Origin of the sequence: Collinsella sp. CLA-AA-H302, assembly GCF_040093305.1 — a bacterium.
GTDB lineage: Bacteria > Actinomycetota > Coriobacteriia > Coriobacteriales > Coriobacteriaceae > Collinsella.
Map to the genome: position 1 here is coordinate 1 of NZ_JBBNJW010000014.1, position 14820 is coordinate 14820.

Consider the following 14820-nt stretch of genomic DNA (forward strand, 5'->3'; position numbering starts at 1 on the left):
GTATCGGATTCCCACATTCATCCGTACATGTACGGATGAATGTGGGAAGTGTTCGGATGAAGTTGCGAATCAAGGGAAGCCAAGCGTTTCAAAAAATGCCAAGTTTTCTGTTTGCACTTTGCGATTCCTCGTGTATACTGACTTTCGCATTTAACGGAGAGTTGTCCGAGTGGCCGAAGGAGCACGATTGGAAATCGTGTAGGCGTCAAAAGCGTCTCCAGGGTTCAAATCCCTGACTCTCCGCCAGTTAATTCCAAAGCAGGCCTTTGAGCCTGCTTTGTTTTTACCCCACGCGGAGGGGTGGCAGAGTGGTTGAATGCGGCGGTCTCGAAAACCGTTTGGCCTGTATAAGGTCACGAGGGTTCGAATCCCTCCTCCTCCGCCATTTAGATTGAGAAAGCTCCCGGTATTGGGGGCTTTTTTCTTTTGAGTCCCTTACAAGCAAATACGGCGGAGGAGGAGGGATTCGAACCCGCCAGGGCGCGGAGCGTAAAGAAAACGCGCCAGTGGCGCGTTTTTAGCGCAGCGCGGTCGGCGTAAGCCGACCGAATAAATTTTGAGCTCCGCTCAAAATTTGGACATCCCTCCTATTCAACCCGCCCCCGTATCACGTTCGATCCCGGCCCAAAATCACAAATGTGTACACCACCCTCCAAAACCGACATTTTTCGACGTCTTTGGAGGCTGACGTGCACGTTTGGTGCTTACGCCCGCATCCAGTCCCGACCGTTTACCGAGCAATAGGGCCGCCAGGCCCGCCGAACATGTACTATGTACGGGCATTATCCAAACCCGCAACTCAAAGGACCCCATCTTGCCCGTCGCCACCGCCATAACCGTTACCTCACATGCCTCGGATGCCATGGTCGCTATCCCCTTTTGGCTCGAGATGTTCGCTGTTGTCGCGGCATCAATCTCGGGCGTGTTGGTCGCGCGCGAGCATAAGCTTGACCTGGTGGGCGCGGTCGCACTCGCCGTGGTCTGCGGCCTGGGCGGTGGTCTTTTGCGCGATATGACACTCCAGGTCGGCAACGTCTACATCCTCAACCAACCGATGGCGCTGCCGCTCTCCATCGCCACGGCGGCCATCATCTACATCTTCCCGGCAATCGTCGATAAACCCGAGAAACTCATTCCCCTGCTCGACATCATCTCGGTCGGCATCTATGCGGCAACTGGCGCAGACAAGGCGCTGGTCTACGGCTTTGCGCCGGCGGTGTGCATCATGATGGGCTTCTTCACCGCGGTGGGTGGCGGCATGTTGCGCGACGGCTTTATGGGCGTGGTTCCGGGCATTTTCCAACGCACTAACTTTTATGCCATCGCGGCCATCGCCGGATCGGCAAGCTATGTAAGCCTCGTCATGAGTGGCTTGGTCAGCAATGTCGCCGCGCTAGTCGTATGCGTTGTCGTGACCATGGGTCTGCGCTGGCTCTCGCTGCGCTTTGACATCAAAAGTCCCACCGAGGACGACATCGCACGTTTTTTGCATCGCAAAAAGTAGACAGCACGGCACAGCCCTCCGAAATGCAACCGAGAGGTTCTTTTAGAGCACCCGCGCGTTGGGTACCCTGTTAGATACATGTCGAGTATCTAACGAAGGATTCACTATGCCTTGCAACCTAGCACCGTCGTCCCGGCGCCGTAAAGCGCGTGGCCGCATCGCCCTCCTGTTCGCACTGATTGTGCTTGCGCTGACCGTACTTCCCACGGCTTCGTTCGCCGGCACAGACACCGCCGGCAACGTACTCACGACCGACGAAGGCTCCACCCCGTCCGGGGTCGAAGGCGACCTGTACTGGGCCGGTCAGAGCCTCAACCTGGACGACACCTCCATCGGCCGCGATATCATCGCGGCGGGCGAGACCCTCTCGATTCGCGACTGCACCGTGGGTGGCGCCGTTCGTCTTGCGGCACGCACCATCGACATCGCCAAAACCACGATCGATGGCAGTGTTACAGTGGCCGGTCAGCACGTTGTACTCAACGCCGACAGCACCGCCAGCTGTTTCTATGCGATAGGCGAGACGGTTGCCCTGCGCGGTTCTACCAAGTCGGCAGTGCTCGCGGGCGACACCGTGACCATCGATGGCACCGTCGACGGCGATGTCGAGGTTTGGGCCGAAAAGCTCATCTTGGGTAAAAACGCGCACATCACCGGCACCGTGAACGCGCATGTTTCCGAGGACCCCGAGCGCGCCGCAGGAGCCGAGGTCGGCGCGCTCAAGATCGACCGCACCGAGAACGAAGATACTTCCACCCTTAACGATATCGTCGGCGGCATCGTCGCCGCAGCGCTCTCGACCTGCTTTATCGCCCTGTTGCTCGAGCTCGTCTTTCCGCGTGCGACCGCCAGCGCCGCCGGAATGCTCCACCAACGCCCCACGCCCCTGTGGGTGAGCGGTCTTCTGGGTACGATTGCTGTCGTCCCCGCCGTCCTGCTGCTGATTATCTCGATTGCCGGCCTGTCGCTTGCCGGAGCCCTCTTGTGCGGCGTTATCGGCATCGCGTTGGTGTCGAGCGCCTTTGCGGGGTGCGCGATCGCCCGCATGATCGGACACAACCAGAACCGCTACGCCATGGCAGCCGTCGGCGGTGTGGCCGCAGGCGCCCTCACAGGACTTCCCCTCATCGGCGACTTCATCAGCGGCGTGGCATTTGTCTTTATGCTCGGCTACGTTATCCAGATCATCTGGCGCAACGCCCACCTCAAGCCCCAACAAGCCTCCAACACGCCAGGACTCCCCACCGCCTAGCCGCCAACCACCGCAAAAGGGCCAGGCACCTTTGCGGTGGCGCAAAATAACCTGGCCCCATTACACCAAAAAGGGCGCCGACCATTGCGGTCGACGCCCTTTCTTATTGGCGGTTATAAGCCCCAGCGCTTATTTGTTGACCTGGCCGGCGCGGACGGCTGCCTTCTTGCGGTCGGTGGCGTTGAGCAGACGCTTGCGCAGGCGGATGTTCTTGGGAGTGATCTCCACCAGCTCGTCGTCGGCAATGTACTCCAGCGCCTCTTCCAGCGAGAAGGTGCGAGGCGGCACCAGCTGCACGGAGATGTCGGAGGTCGAGGAACGCTGGTTACCCAGGTTCTTGGTACGGGCGATGTTGACGACCATGTCGCCGGCCTTGCTGCGCTCGCCCACGATCATGCCCTCGTAGCACTCGGTGCCCGGCTCAACGAACAGCTGGCCGCGCTCCTGCAGCGTACCCAGAGCGTAGGCAACGGCCTTCTCGGTGGTCATGGAGATCATGGCGCCGTTCTGACGATTGCCGATCTCGCCGGCGTAGGGGCCATACTCCAGGAAGGTGTGGTAGAACACGCCCTCGCCGTGGGTGACGTTCATGATGCGGTTCTTAAGACCCATGATGCCGCGCGTCGGGATCTTAAACTCAAGGTGCGTCACGATGCCCGAGGTGTCCATGCTCGTCATGATGCCACCGGAGGTACCGAAAACCTCGACGACCTTGCCCGAGTACTCGTCCGGGCACTCGACAACAGCCTGCTCGACAGGCTCCAGCTTGTTGCCGTTCTCGTCCTTCTTAAACAGAACGCGGGGACGGCCGACCTGGAACTCAAAGCCCTCGCGGCGCATGGACTCCATCAGGACGGACAGGTGCAGAATGCCGCGGCCAGAGACCTCGACGCCGCTCTTGTCCTCGAGCTCCTCGATCTTCATGGTCACGTTGTTCTCGGCCTCGTTGAACAGGCGCTCCTTGAGCTGACGGGCGCCCACGATGTCGCCGTCGCGACCGACGAGCGGGGAGGTCGAGGCCTCAAAGACGATGGACAGGGTCGGCGGATCGATCTCGATGGGCTCGAGCTCGACAGGGTTCTCGGGATCGGTGTAGACATCGCCGATATCGGTGCGGTCAATACCCACGACGGCGGCGATATCGCCGGCGCCGACTTCCTGGCACTCGGTGCGGCCCAGGTAGTCGAAGGTAAAGAGCTGCTTGACGGTAGCGGTGGCGCTGGAGCCGTCGTTCTTCACAACCAGGATCTGATCGCCCTGGTGAATGGTGCCGGAGTACACGCGACCGATACCGATGCGGCCAACGAAGTTGGAGTGGTCGATGGTCACGCACTGCATGGCCAGCGGAGCGGTCTCGTCAACTTCGGGCGCGGGCATGTCGTCGATGATCATATCGAGCAGCGGATACATGTCCATGTTGCCGTCGTTGGGGTCAAGGCGGGCAAAGCCATTCATGGCGCTGGCGTAGATGACGTGCTCCATGGCAAACTCGAGCTGGTCGTCGGTGGCGCCCAGGTCGGCCATAAGGTCGAGGCAGTCGTTGTAGGCCTTCTCGGGGTTGGCGCCCGGACGGTCGATCTTGTTGATGACGATCATGATCTTGAGGCCGGTGTCGATAGCGTGACGCAGCACAAAGCGGGTCTGGGGCATGGGGCCCTCAAAGGCGTCGACCAGCAGCAGGGCGCCGTCGGCCATACGCAGCACGCGCTCGACCTCGCCGCCAAAGTCGGCATGGCCCGGGGTGTCGATGACGTTGATCTTGACGTCCTTGTACTCGATAGAGATGTTCTTGGCGAGAATCGTGATGCCGCGCTCGCGCTCCTGGTCGTTAGAGTCCAGGACGCGGTCCTCGACCTGCTGGTTGGCACGGAAGGCGTCCGTGGCACGCAGGAGCTTGTCGACCATCGTCGTCTTGCCGTGGTCGACGTGGGCGATGATGGCGATGTTCCTCAGATTGTCTACGCGCATGTAGTTCCCCTATCTTCTATCCATATACAAACGGCACGCGTATGCGACCCACCCAGCAATGCAACGCTCGGCGGGAATATTGAGCCTTTTACCGAAAACTCGTTTATTTTAGCGATTTTAGATAAGAGGGGTTTCCTCGCCTGCAGGTTCAGGGTCGCTCCACATAAAACCATCGCCGGCACCCATGCCCTCGTACAGCACGTAAGCCGAAAAGCCGCTCTCGAGCGTGGTCTCAAAGAAGCTCACGAGCAGAGCGTCGTGATAGCCGCCGTCAATCTCGACGCAGCCGGTATAGCCGATGGCATAGCGGGCGATACGGCCCAGACCCTCGTCCTTAAGGCCCATCTTGTGCTCGGAGATAAAGTTGGTGGCAGCCTCCAGGCACGCCTCTTCGCCGTCCTCGTCGAGTGCCGCCAGATAACGGTTGGAAGCAGCGTCCTCGATCGCCACGACTACGCCCGGATTCTCGCCGGCGGCAAGGTCGTCCAAGAACGCACCAATCAGGTCACACACCATGGCGTCGAGCTCGGCGGAGACGTTACCGGCGTCCTGCATATCCTGTGCCATCTCTAGACCTTCCCATCGAATCCGGCGTCGTTACAGTTCTTGTGCCTCGGCAGCGATCTTGGCGGCAGCGTCGCGGGCGCGCACCATATCCATCGCGCGCTTGTCGAGTACCTTGATCTGGTTGGTCAGCATTACTGCATCGACCACACCCCAGATTACCAAGCCTGTTGAAATCGAAAACCCAAGCGCACCAACTGTACCACGAAGACGAGAACAGATTACCGCGACAAGGGCGGAGATGATAACCATCTTGATATAGGAGCCGCGGCGCTCGCGAAGCGTGCGGGCCTGCGTCACATAGGCGATGCGAGCCGCCTCGGATGCCTCCGAGCGCATCTGGGCTTCACGCGCGATGGCGGCGGCCTCGGCCGAGGCGCCGCGCTCCATTAGTGCACACTCCGTCTCATGGCTACCCGTCATTTAAAAATCATCGGGCGAGAGCGTATGGACGAACTCGTCGAACTTCTCAAATTCCTGCTCGTCATCGACTTCCTCGGCAACCGGAGAGACAGTCCCCAGGCGGTTCATGATGTCGTCCTCCACAAACATGGGGGCATTGCTGCGCACGGCGAGGGCGATGGCATCGCTCGGACGCGCATCGATCCTATGCTCGCTATCGCCGGCCAAAACGACGACCGTCGCGTAGAACACGGGAGGCTCGGCGCGGACAATCTCGATACGCTCAAGTTTTGCATCCAGGGCATCAAGCGTATCGAGCAGCAGGTCATGGGCAATCGGACGCTCGGCGCGGCCGCTGTCGATACCGCGGCTGATGGCCGCGGCCTCAAACGAACCAGTCTGGATAGAAAGGGAGCGTAGCGGCGCAGGGGAGTCCGATTTGCTGCAGCGCTCGCGAAGCACGATAAGCGATGGCACGGGACCGGCGGCCATGACGATGGTCTCTATGTCGACACGAACCATGGAACACCTCCGGTACGTAGCGGTTAACACGCGGCGCCTTCGCCGCATTGAATTGCTATACTACCCAATCTTTCGCACAGCACACAAAACCAAAATGAGTTCTATAACACACAAGAAAAAAGCCCCGAGGCAACACCTCGAGGCTCTTCACAGTTTTGATGGTGGACCTGACAAGATTCGAACTTGTGACCTCCCGGTTATCAGCCGGACGCTCTAACCAACTGAGCTACAGGTCCATCATGGTGGAGGTTAGGGGGATCGAACCCCTGACCTCAGGCTTGCAAAGCCCGCGCTCTCCCAGCTGAGCTAAACCCCCACGAAGACAGTAATAAACACCCCAGCGGCGACTCGGCTCTCGCTGGGGTGTTTATTGCGAAAGAAAGTGGTGGACCTGACAAGATTCGAACTTGTGACCTCCCGGTTATCAGCCGGACGCTCTAACCAACTGAGCTACAGGTCCATCGCGCAAGGGATATATTAGACGAGTCGTTACGCGCGCGTCAACAACTTTTTTGAAAATCTTTGAGGGGTGTGTCAGACGGCTGGGCGAGATGGGTTAGGTTTGCTGCTCGGGCAGTCCTGCGCAAGACGAAGGCCACATTAAGTGGCCTTCTTTGCGTGCGGAACTCGCGACAAACCCAACCCATCTCGCCCAGCCGTCTGACACGGGGCTCCAAGCTTGTCAAAAAAACGGTCGGCGCGCAGTGCGCCGACCGCCGATATATGGGGTCTGATGATTTTTACCAGTTAGGGCCTCTTACTCGTCTAGGAGATCCTCTGGCATGTCGTTGCCGTCGCCCAGGTCGACTGGGGCGTCGTCGGTGTCGGCTGCGGCCTCGGCACCTTCGCCTTCGGGCTTTTCCTTGGCTGCCGTCATGCGGGCGACAGCGCATACGCGGTCGTTGTCGTCGACGGACATCATCTTGACGCCCTGGGTGGCGCGGCCGGTCTGGCTGATCTCGTCGGTCTTGACGCGAATGACCGTTGCACCTTCCGTCACGATGAACAACTCGTGCTGCGGGCCCACCGTCTTCATGGCCGCGAGGTTGCCCTTACGCTCGGTCATCTGGATGGTATAGACGCCCTGACCGCCGCGGTTCTGCTCCGGGTAATCCGCGACCGGCGTGCGCTTGCCGTAGCCGCGCTCGGTGATGACAAACAGGTCACCGTTGCCGTTGGTGACCTCCATACCCAAAACGCTCACGTTGTCCTTCATGCTGATACCGCGAACGCCGCTGGTGTCGCGGCCGGTGGCGCGCACCTGCTCCTCGGAGAACATAATCGCCTTGCCCGCAGTGGTGGCCAGGATGATCTTGTCGCCCTCGCGCACACGGCGCACGGCGAGCAGCGCGTCGTCGTCCCTCAGGTTGATGGCGATCAGGCCGTCGCGGCGGCTACGGTCGTAGGCGCTCATCACGGTCTTCTTGACCATGCCGCTCTTGGTGGCAAACATCAGGTACTCGTCGGCGGGGAACTCGCGGCAGCTGATGACGCTCGCGATCTTCTCGCCCTCCTCGAAGGGCAGCAAGTTGACGATCGCGGTGCCGCGGGCCTGGCGCGTACCCACCGGCAGTTCGTGCACCTTCAGGCGATAGACCTTGCCCTTGCTCGAGAAGAACAGCACGTACTCGTGCGTGGATGCGATAAACATCTCGTCGATGACGTCGTCCTCTTTAAGGTTGACGCCCGACACGCCCTTGCCGCCGCGCTTCTGGGCGCGGTAGGCAGCCACCGGGATGCGCTTCACGTAGCCGGTGTGGGTAATGGTCACGACCATGTCCTCGTCGGCGATGAGGTCCTCGACATCCAGATCCTTCTCGACATGGCTGATCTCGGTGCGGCGTTTGTCGCCAAACTTCTTCGAGATCTCGCGCATCTCCTCCTTGATGACGCCCAGGATCTTCTCCTCATGCGCCAGCAGGTCCTCGTAGTAGGCGATGGCGCGGCGCAGGCCGTCCAGCTCTTCCTGGATCTTGTCGCGCTCCAGGCCGGTCAGGCGACGCAGCTTCATCTCGAGGATGGCCGTGGTCTGCTCGGGCGTAAAGCCAAAGCGCTCGATCAGGCGGCCGCTAGCCTCGGAGTCAGTCTGCGAGGAGCGAATAATGCTGATGACCTCGTCGATATGGTCGAGAGCCATCAAGTAGCCCTCGAGGATATGGGCGCGCGCCTGGGCCTTCTTAAGGTCAAAGCGGGTGCGGCGGGTGACGACGTCGACCTGGTGGTCGATGTAGTGCTGTAGCATCTCGCGCAAGCTCAGGCATTTGGGAACGCCGTTGACGAGCGCCAGGTTGTTGGCACCAAAGGTCGTCTGCAGCGAGGTGTACTTATACAGGTTGTTGAGCACGACCTGTGGAATGACGCCCTTCTTGAGCTCGATGACCAGACGGATGCCCTTCTGGTTGGACTCGTCGCGCATGTCCGAGATGCCCTCGATGCGCTTGTCGTTTACGAGCTGGGCGATCTTCTCCTGCAGGGTGCCCTTGTTGACCATGTAAGGGATCTCGGTAAAGACCAGGCGGCTGCGACCGGTCTTGGTGGATTCCACGTGAGCCTTGGCGCGCACGGTGATGGAGCCGCGGCCGGTCTCGTAGCTCTGCCTAATGCCGGCGCTGCCCATGATGATGGCACCGGTGGGGAAGTCCGGACCGGGCATGATCTGCATAAGCTCGTCGACGGTGGCATCGGGATTGTCGATCAGGTAGCAGGTGGCCTCGATCGCCTCGGTGAGGTTGTGCGGGGCGATATTAGTGGCCATGCCGACGGCGATACCCTGGCTGCCGTTGACCAGCAGGTTGGGGAAACGCGCGGGCAGTGCCACGGGCTCGGCGAGCGACTCGTCGTAGTTGGGCTGCCAGTCAACGGTATCCTTTTGCAGGTCGCGCAGCAGCTCCATGGCGGGCTTTGCCAGGCGGCTCTCGGTGTAACGCATGGCCGCCGCGCCGTCGCCATCGATGTTGCCGAAGTTGCCGTGGCCGTCGATGAGCGGCGTGCGCATGGAGAACCACTGCGCCAGGCGGACCATGGCCTCGTAGACCGCGGAGTCACCGTGCGGATGATACTTGCCGATAACTTCGCCGACCGTCCAGGCCGACTTCTTGTGTGGGCGGTTGGGGTAGATGCCGCTCTCGTTCATCGCGTACAGGATGCGGCGGTGCACCGGCTTTAGGCCATCGCGCACGTCCGGCAGGGCGCGCGCCGTGATGACCGACATCGAGTACTCGATGAACGACTGCTTCATCTCGCGGCCGAACTCCGAAATCTGGAGCTGACCGCCGTTGATATCCTCGCCGGCCGAGGCACCGCGATCGACCGCACCGAAGCTCTCCTCGAGCTCGGCGTCGTCATCCTCTTCCTCTTCATCCTCGGCGTCGGGGTTATAGGAATCTGGATCGCCGTCCTCGCCCTGCTCGGCGCGGGCGAGCAGGCGCTTCAGATCATCGGGCATACCGGCGTCGCCGGCATCGTCCATACCCTCGTTGTTGTTGATATCGTCTGCCACGTTACCTCCTCATGGTTTGCGTGGTCCATTAGTTCCCTACCACGGAGACGAATTACCGGGAACACCGGATAACCCTCCTAGGTTTTCCAGGTGCCCCAGGTTGCCCTGAAGGATGAGGGCGCGCGCCTTGCGTGCGGCGGCCGAAATCCTGAAGGGTAAGATGGGGTGCCTGGGAAAGCTAGGCGTCTAAGAAGCGTGCATCATGCGCGTGTTTCTCGATGTACTCGCGGCGATAGCCGACCTCGGAACCCATCAGTTCGCGCACGGCGCGGTCCGCCACCACGGCGTCCTCGATCGACACGCGCTGCAGGATGCGGGTCTTGGGGTCCATCGTCGTCGAGGCAAGCTGCTTGGGGTCCATCTCGCCCAGGCCCTTGTAGCGCTGGACGGTATAGCCTTTGCGCTTCTTGGTGATCTTGCCATCCTTGGCCTTGCCGTCCTCGTCGTTGTCGTCGGGGTTCAGGCCCAGGCTCTGAATGGTGTCGCGCAAAATCTCGTCTTCGGGCTGGCGGCCGTTGGGATACACGTAATGGATCTTGTTGCGCACCTTAATGCCAAAGATGGGCGGGCAGGCAACATAGACGTAGCCGGCATCGATCAGCGGACGCATGTACTTGTAGAAGAACGTCAGCAGCAGGATGCGGATATGCGCACCGTCGACGTCTGCATCGGTCATGATGATGATCTTGTGGTAGCGCGCCTTGGTGATATCGAAGTCGCCGCCGTCGCCGGCACTCGTCGTGACACCGCAGCCGATCGCGGTAATCAGCGACTGGATGGTGTCGCTCGAGAACGCGCGATGGTCACCAACGCGTTCGACGTTCAGAATCTTGCCGCGCAGGGGCAGAATCGCCTGGATGTCTCGGCGACGGCCGTCCTTGGCCGAACCGCCCGCCGAGTCGCCCTCTACGATGAAGAGCTCGGTCAGCTCGGCGTCGCGCACCGAGCAGTCAGCGAGTTTACCGGGCAGAGACGCCGTCTCGAGCAGGCTCTTGCGGCGGGTCGCCTCGCGCGCCTTGCGGGCGGCGTTGCGCGCCTTGCAGGCCTGTTGCGCCTTCTTGACGATCTCGCGGGCGGGCTTGGGATGCTCCTCGAGGTAATCGGCGAGGCCGTCGGTCACGATCTTGAGCGTGAGCGCGCGCATATAGGAGCTACCGAGCTTGGCCTTGGTCTGGCCCTCAAACTGCGGATCGGGCAGCTTGACCGAGATAACGGCCGAAAGGCCCTCGCGCACATCGTCGCCGGTCAGGTTGGCGTCTTTTTCCTTGAGCAGGTTCTGTTTGCGCGCGTAGTCGTTGATCACGCGGGTGAGCGCGGTGCGGAAGCCCTCAAGGTGCATGCCGCCCTCGGGAGTGTAGATGTCGTTGGCAAACGACATGACGTTCTCGCCGTAGCCGCTATTCCACTGCAGGGAAACCTCGACCTCGCCCATCTTGGCCACGGGAGCGTCCGGGTCCGATTTGCCCTCGATGTAGATGGGCTCCTTAAAGGCCTCGGGGACGTCCTTGCCCTCGTTGAGGAACTTGACGAAGTCGATGATGCCGCCCTCGTAGCAAAACTCCTCCACGTGGGGAGTCGCCTCGCGCTCGTCGGTCAGCACGATCTTGAGGTTCTTATTGAGGAACGCTGTCTCCTGCAGACGGTTGTGCAGCGTATCGAAATCGTAGATGCAGGTCTCGAAGATCTCGTCGTCGGGCCAGAAGGTGACGGTGGTGCCCGTCGAATCCGAGGTGCCCACGACCTCCATCTTCTTGACGGTCTTGCCGCGCGAGAACTCCATCTCGTAGGTGTTGCCATCGCGACGAACCTGAACGACCACGCGCTTGGACAGTGCGTTGACGACGGAGATGCCTACGCCGTGCAGGCCGCCCGAGACCTTATAGGCCGAGTTATCGAACTTACCGCCGGCGTGCAAGATCGTCATAACGACCTCGAGCGTCGGGATCTTTTTAACAGGGTGCTCGTCGACGGGGATGCCGCGCCCGTTGTCGACGACCGTGATGGAGTTGTCGGCGTGGACCGTCACCTGGATCTCGGTGCAGAAACCGGCCATGGCCTCGTCGACGGAGTTGTCAACGATCTCCCACACCAGGTGATGCAGACCGCTGGCGCTCGTCGAGCCGATATACATGCCCGGGCGCTTACGAACGGCCTCGAGACCTTCGAGAATCTTAATCTCGCCGCCATCGTAATCGTTTTCGTTTGCCACACGTCCTCCTTCAGTCAAGAAAATGTGTACAGCCTTACTAGTTTATCGTAAAAAAATACCCTCGGGACCGAGGGTATTTGGCTCTACAAGGCCACCAGATGCGATTTAAGGCTCTTTTTTGCTTTGCACGCCCTTGGCCCACTCGGCACTGGCTCTCATGGCATTCTCGAGGGCCTCGCGCAGTTTTTGGTCTTCGATGGGCGCCACCTGGCGCTCGATCTCGGTGCACTCGGCCTCACTTAGGTCGGCGTGCGGGGCCGGCGGGCGCTCGGTCGTCGCCGGGCGCAGGCGCTCCTTGGCGGCGGGCGGCGTGTGACCGGGCGCGGTGGTTTTGAACACCAGGCCGTCCACATGCGCACCGGCGCGCTCCATGCGCGCGCGGATGATCTCGCGCAACAACGTCATTTCCTGCGTCCACGAGGGCGAGTCGAGATACACCAGCAGCTCATTGGACTCGGGCAGGTAGCGCAGTCCCGTCACATGCCGCCCCTCGCGCGTGCCCGAGCATACCGCGTTCCATGCGCGATAGACCGTGCGCGACTCCTCGGCGGCCTCCATCTGCGCACGGCGCTTAGGCGTTGCAGCCGCCAGGATGCGCTGGCGCTCTGCGTTCAAAAACCCGCTGAAGGCGACTGTCTCGCTCTCGCGCTCGTAATTAGCACGTCTCACCCATGCTCACCACCTTGGCTCGATCAAGCAGGTCATCGGTAAAGTACCCCAGGTTGGTCGTAGTTATGACCGTCTGGATATCATCGCCAATCAGCCGCAGGAAAGCGCCGCGACGCTCGCCGTCGAGCTCGCTCATCACGTCGTCCAAAAGCAGCAGTGGGGCGGTGCCCAGGACATCGCGAGCCACGGCAACCTCGGCCACCTTCCAGGACAGCACCAGCGTGCGCTGCTGTCCTTGGCTGGCAAATGAACGGGCGGAGCGACCCGCCACGGTAAACTCAATCTCGTCGCGATGCGGTCCCACCAACGTCACGCCGCGGCGAATTTCCTCGTCGGCATGCTCGTCAAGGGCGGCCAGCATGCGCTCGTACGCCCAACCCTTCAGCTCTTCGCGATCCTCGACCTGGGGCAAAGCCCCCAGCGTGGACGCATAGGTCACGTTGGCGGCCTCACCTGACGCTACTTGCCCGTAGGCAGTGTGCACATGGCCCGCCAGCCGGTCGAGCAGAGCCAACCGGTGCACGAGCAGGGCCGAGCCCGCGCGGGCAATCGAATCGTTCCACGCGCCGAGCATCTCGCGGCAGCACCAGGTCTCCTTGAGCAAGGCGTTACGCTGGGTCACGCAGCGCCCATAGGTGCTCGCAAGATCGGCATAGCGTGCGCTCAGTTGCATGCCAAAGTCATCGAGGGCGGCGCGGCGCACACTGGCGCCACGCTTAACCATGTCCAGATGGTCGGGGCAAAACAGCACGCTCGGAAGAACCCCGCGCACACCGGCGGCAGAGCATCTCTTGCCGTTGCGGCTAAACGAGCGCTTACCGTCCTCCGCGCTCAATCCCATATCAAGCACGCGGCCGTCGCCCTCGAGCCTCAGCTCGATCTTGCACGAGCCCACGCCGTCATGGACGAGCTCGGCTGCGGTCGGATGCCTAAACGAGGCGCCGCTCGTCAGCAGCTGCAGCGCCTCTATGAGATTGGTCTTTCCCGCCGCGTTGGGTCCCGCAAGTATCGTCACGCCCTCGTCCAGGGCAAGGCGATAGCTATCGAAGCTGCGGTAGTGCGCGACGGAAAGATCGCGGGCGAACATGGTCATGGCGCAGCGCTAGATGCGGACCGGCATGACCAGGTACAGGTAGTTGATCTTGTCGTAGGACTTAAAGATGCCCGCCTGCGAGTAGCTCTTGAGCTCCAGCGTGATCTCCTTCTCCTTGGACAGGGCATTGAGGCAGCCGAAGATGTAGTGGTAGTTGAAGGCGATGGTGCCCGACTCGCCCTCGGCCTCGACATCGATCGTCTCCTGCGCAAGGTCCTGGTCATTGGAAATGGAGGACAGGCCCATCTGACCGTTCTCGACATCGATCTCGAACTTGACGGCGGGGTTGGCGCTCGCGATAACGGCCACGCGCTTGAGGGCGGCGTTAAAGGCGGCGACGTCGATCTTGACGCTCGTCACGCACGAATCGGGGATGAGCTGCTTGTAGTTGGGGTACACGCCCTCGATGCGACGCGACACGTAGGTGGTGTTGCCGGCCTCGAAGACGACCTGGGTGTCGGTAGCCCCGATCATGATGGTCGCCTGGCTGGCCATGATGTTCAGCGCGTCGTTAAAGGCGTCAGCCGGAACGTTGAGCTCAAAGGAGCCCTCGAGGGTCGAGGTCTCGACCTGCGTATCGCACACGGCCAAGCGGAAGGAATCGGTCGCCACCAGGCGTACGGTGTTGTTCTCGACCTTCATGTGCACGCCGCCCAGGATGGGGCGAGCCTTGTCGGTCGAGGTGACGCGCCACACGCGGCCGACCATTTCGGACAAGACATCGGTCGGCAGCTCCACGGCACTCTCGATGGCATAGGCCGGAAACTCGGGGAAGTCATTGGCATCGAGCGTGTTCAGGCGGAAAGAGCTCTTCTCGCAACCAATCAGCACCTGGCGCTCGGACAGCTCAAAGGTGACCGGGGCATCGGGGAGGGTCTTGGTGATATTGGAGAGCATCTTACAGGGAATAACCATCTCGCCCCCTTCTTCGACATGCGCCGCGATGCGATGACGGATCGAGATGGTGTAGTTAGAGGTCTGGAATTCCAAGATGCCGTCTTGGGCCTTAACGAGCACGCCCGACAGGATGGGGAGGGTGGATGCCGAAGCGACACCCTTCATAACGACGCCGATGGCTTGTGTAAGCGAGCTCTGGCTGACGGTGAACTTCATCTTTTAATACCTTTCTATAGATATA

11 protein-coding genes and 5 tRNA genes are annotated in these 14820 nt (G+C 60.9%); 4 read left to right on the top strand and 12 right to left on the bottom strand.

All coding sequences use genetic code 11. The features are described 5' to 3' along the window. Positions 1 to 155: 155 nt before the first annotated feature. The 4 genes from AAAV21_RS09115 (at position 156) to AAAV21_RS09130 (ending at position 2756) form a co-directional block, all read left to right on the top strand. Positions 156 to 246 (top strand) — tRNA-Ser (locus AAAV21_RS09115). Positions 247 to 294: 48 nt separating this feature from the next. Continuing rightward, positions 295 to 385 (top strand) — tRNA-Ser (locus AAAV21_RS09120). 429 nt (positions 386 to 814) lie between these two features. After that, the gene (locus AAAV21_RS09125; RefSeq protein ID WP_349109111.1) at positions 815 to 1504 is read left to right on the top strand and encodes a TRIC cation channel family protein; all 690 of its coding nucleotides are present in this window, start codon (positions 815 to 817) and stop codon (positions 1502 to 1504) included. Between the two features lie 106 nt (positions 1505 to 1610). After that, a complete protein-coding gene (locus AAAV21_RS09130) occupies positions 1611 to 2756 on the top strand; it encodes a polymer-forming cytoskeletal protein (protein ID WP_117655811.1) in 1146 nt (381 codons plus the stop codon). Between the two features lie 129 nt (positions 2757 to 2885). On the opposite strand, the gene typA is transcribed toward AAAV21_RS09130, so the two are convergent. The 12 genes from typA to dnaN form a co-directional block, all read right to left on the bottom strand. Continuing rightward, positions 2886 to 4724, bottom strand: a complete 1839-nt coding sequence (gene typA, locus AAAV21_RS09135) for a translational GTPase TypA (protein ID WP_349109114.1) — start codon at positions 4722 to 4724, stop codon at positions 2886 to 2888. Positions 4725 to 4841: 117 nt separating this feature from the next. Then, positions 4842 to 5291: a hypothetical protein gene (locus tag AAAV21_RS09140; RefSeq protein WP_089572580.1), complete on the bottom strand. Its 450-nt coding sequence runs from the start codon at positions 5289 to 5291 to the stop codon at positions 4842 to 4844. Positions 5292 to 5321: 30 nt separating this feature from the next. Continuing rightward, positions 5322 to 5678 (bottom strand): hypothetical protein, encoded by a 357-nt coding sequence (locus AAAV21_RS09145; protein ID WP_349109117.1) that lies wholly within the window; start codon positions 5676 to 5678, stop codon positions 5322 to 5324. Between the two features lie 33 nt (positions 5679 to 5711). Then, a complete protein-coding gene (locus AAAV21_RS09150; RefSeq protein WP_349109119.1) occupies positions 5712 to 6212 on the bottom strand; it encodes a bifunctional nuclease domain-containing protein in 501 nt (166 codons plus the stop codon). 159 nt (positions 6213 to 6371) lie between these two features. Then, positions 6372 to 6448: transfer RNA gene (locus AAAV21_RS09155), tRNA-Ile, on the bottom strand. 4 nt (positions 6449 to 6452) lie between these two features. Beyond that, positions 6453 to 6528, bottom strand: a tRNA-Ala gene (locus tag AAAV21_RS09160). A 67-nt stretch (positions 6529 to 6595) separates the two neighbouring features. After that, positions 6596 to 6672, bottom strand: a tRNA-Ile gene (locus AAAV21_RS09165). Between the two features lie 297 nt (positions 6673 to 6969). Next, positions 6970 to 9681 carry a DNA gyrase subunit A gene (gene gyrA, locus AAAV21_RS09170; protein WP_349109168.1) on the bottom strand — a complete coding sequence of 904 codons (2712 nt, stop codon included), beginning with the start codon at positions 9679 to 9681 and terminating at the stop codon, positions 6970 to 6972. Positions 9682 to 9889: 208 nt separating this feature from the next. After that, positions 9890 to 11920 carry a DNA topoisomerase (ATP-hydrolyzing) subunit B gene (gene gyrB, locus AAAV21_RS09175; protein ID WP_117769723.1) on the bottom strand — a complete coding sequence of 677 codons (2031 nt, stop codon included), beginning with the start codon at positions 11918 to 11920 and terminating at the stop codon, positions 9890 to 9892. A 105-nt stretch (positions 11921 to 12025) separates the two neighbouring features. Then, positions 12026 to 12589 (bottom strand): DciA family protein, encoded by a 564-nt coding sequence (locus AAAV21_RS09180; protein WP_117584032.1) that lies wholly within the window; start codon positions 12587 to 12589, stop codon positions 12026 to 12028. Next, on the bottom strand, positions 12576 to 13682 hold the full coding sequence (recF, locus tag AAAV21_RS09185) for a DNA replication and repair protein RecF (RefSeq protein ID WP_118388784.1): 1107 nt from the start codon (positions 13680 to 13682) through the stop codon (positions 12576 to 12578). The genes AAAV21_RS09180 and recF overlap by 14 nt, the downstream gene beginning before the upstream one ends. 9 nt (positions 13683 to 13691) lie before the next feature. Beyond that, entirely contained in the window at positions 13692 to 14795 is a 1104-nt protein-coding gene (dnaN, locus tag AAAV21_RS09190; RefSeq protein WP_349109122.1) for a DNA polymerase III subunit beta, read from the bottom strand. Between the last annotated feature and the right edge of the window lie 25 nt (positions 14796 to 14820).

Coding starts and splice junctions, on each gene's coding strand:
- AAAV21_RS09130 (WP_117655811.1), top strand. CDS start 1,611: ATGCCTTGCAACCTAGCACCGTCGTCCCGGCGCCGTAAAGCGCGTGGC.
- typA (WP_349109114.1), bottom strand. CDS start 4,724: ATGCGCGTAGACAATCTGAGGAACATCGCCATCATCGCCCACGTCGAC.
- AAAV21_RS09140 (WP_089572580.1), bottom strand. CDS start 5,291: ATGGCACAGGATATGCAGGACGCCGGTAACGTCTCCGCCGAGCTCGAC.
- AAAV21_RS09145 (WP_349109117.1), bottom strand. CDS start 5,678: ATGGAGCGCGGCGCCTCGGCCGAGGCCGCCGCCATCGCGCGTGAAGCC.
- AAAV21_RS09150 (WP_349109119.1), bottom strand. CDS start 6,212: ATGGTTCGTGTCGACATAGAGACCATCGTCATGGCCGCCGGTCCCGTG.
- gyrA (WP_349109168.1), bottom strand. CDS start 9,681: ATGGACGATGCCGGCGACGCCGGTATGCCCGATGATCTGAAGCGCCTG.
- recF (WP_118388784.1), bottom strand. CDS start 13,682: ATGACCATGTTCGCCCGCGATCTTTCCGTCGCGCACTACCGCAGCTTC.
- dnaN (WP_349109122.1), bottom strand. CDS start 14,795: ATGAAGTTCACCGTCAGCCAGAGCTCGCTTACACAAGCCATCGGCGTC.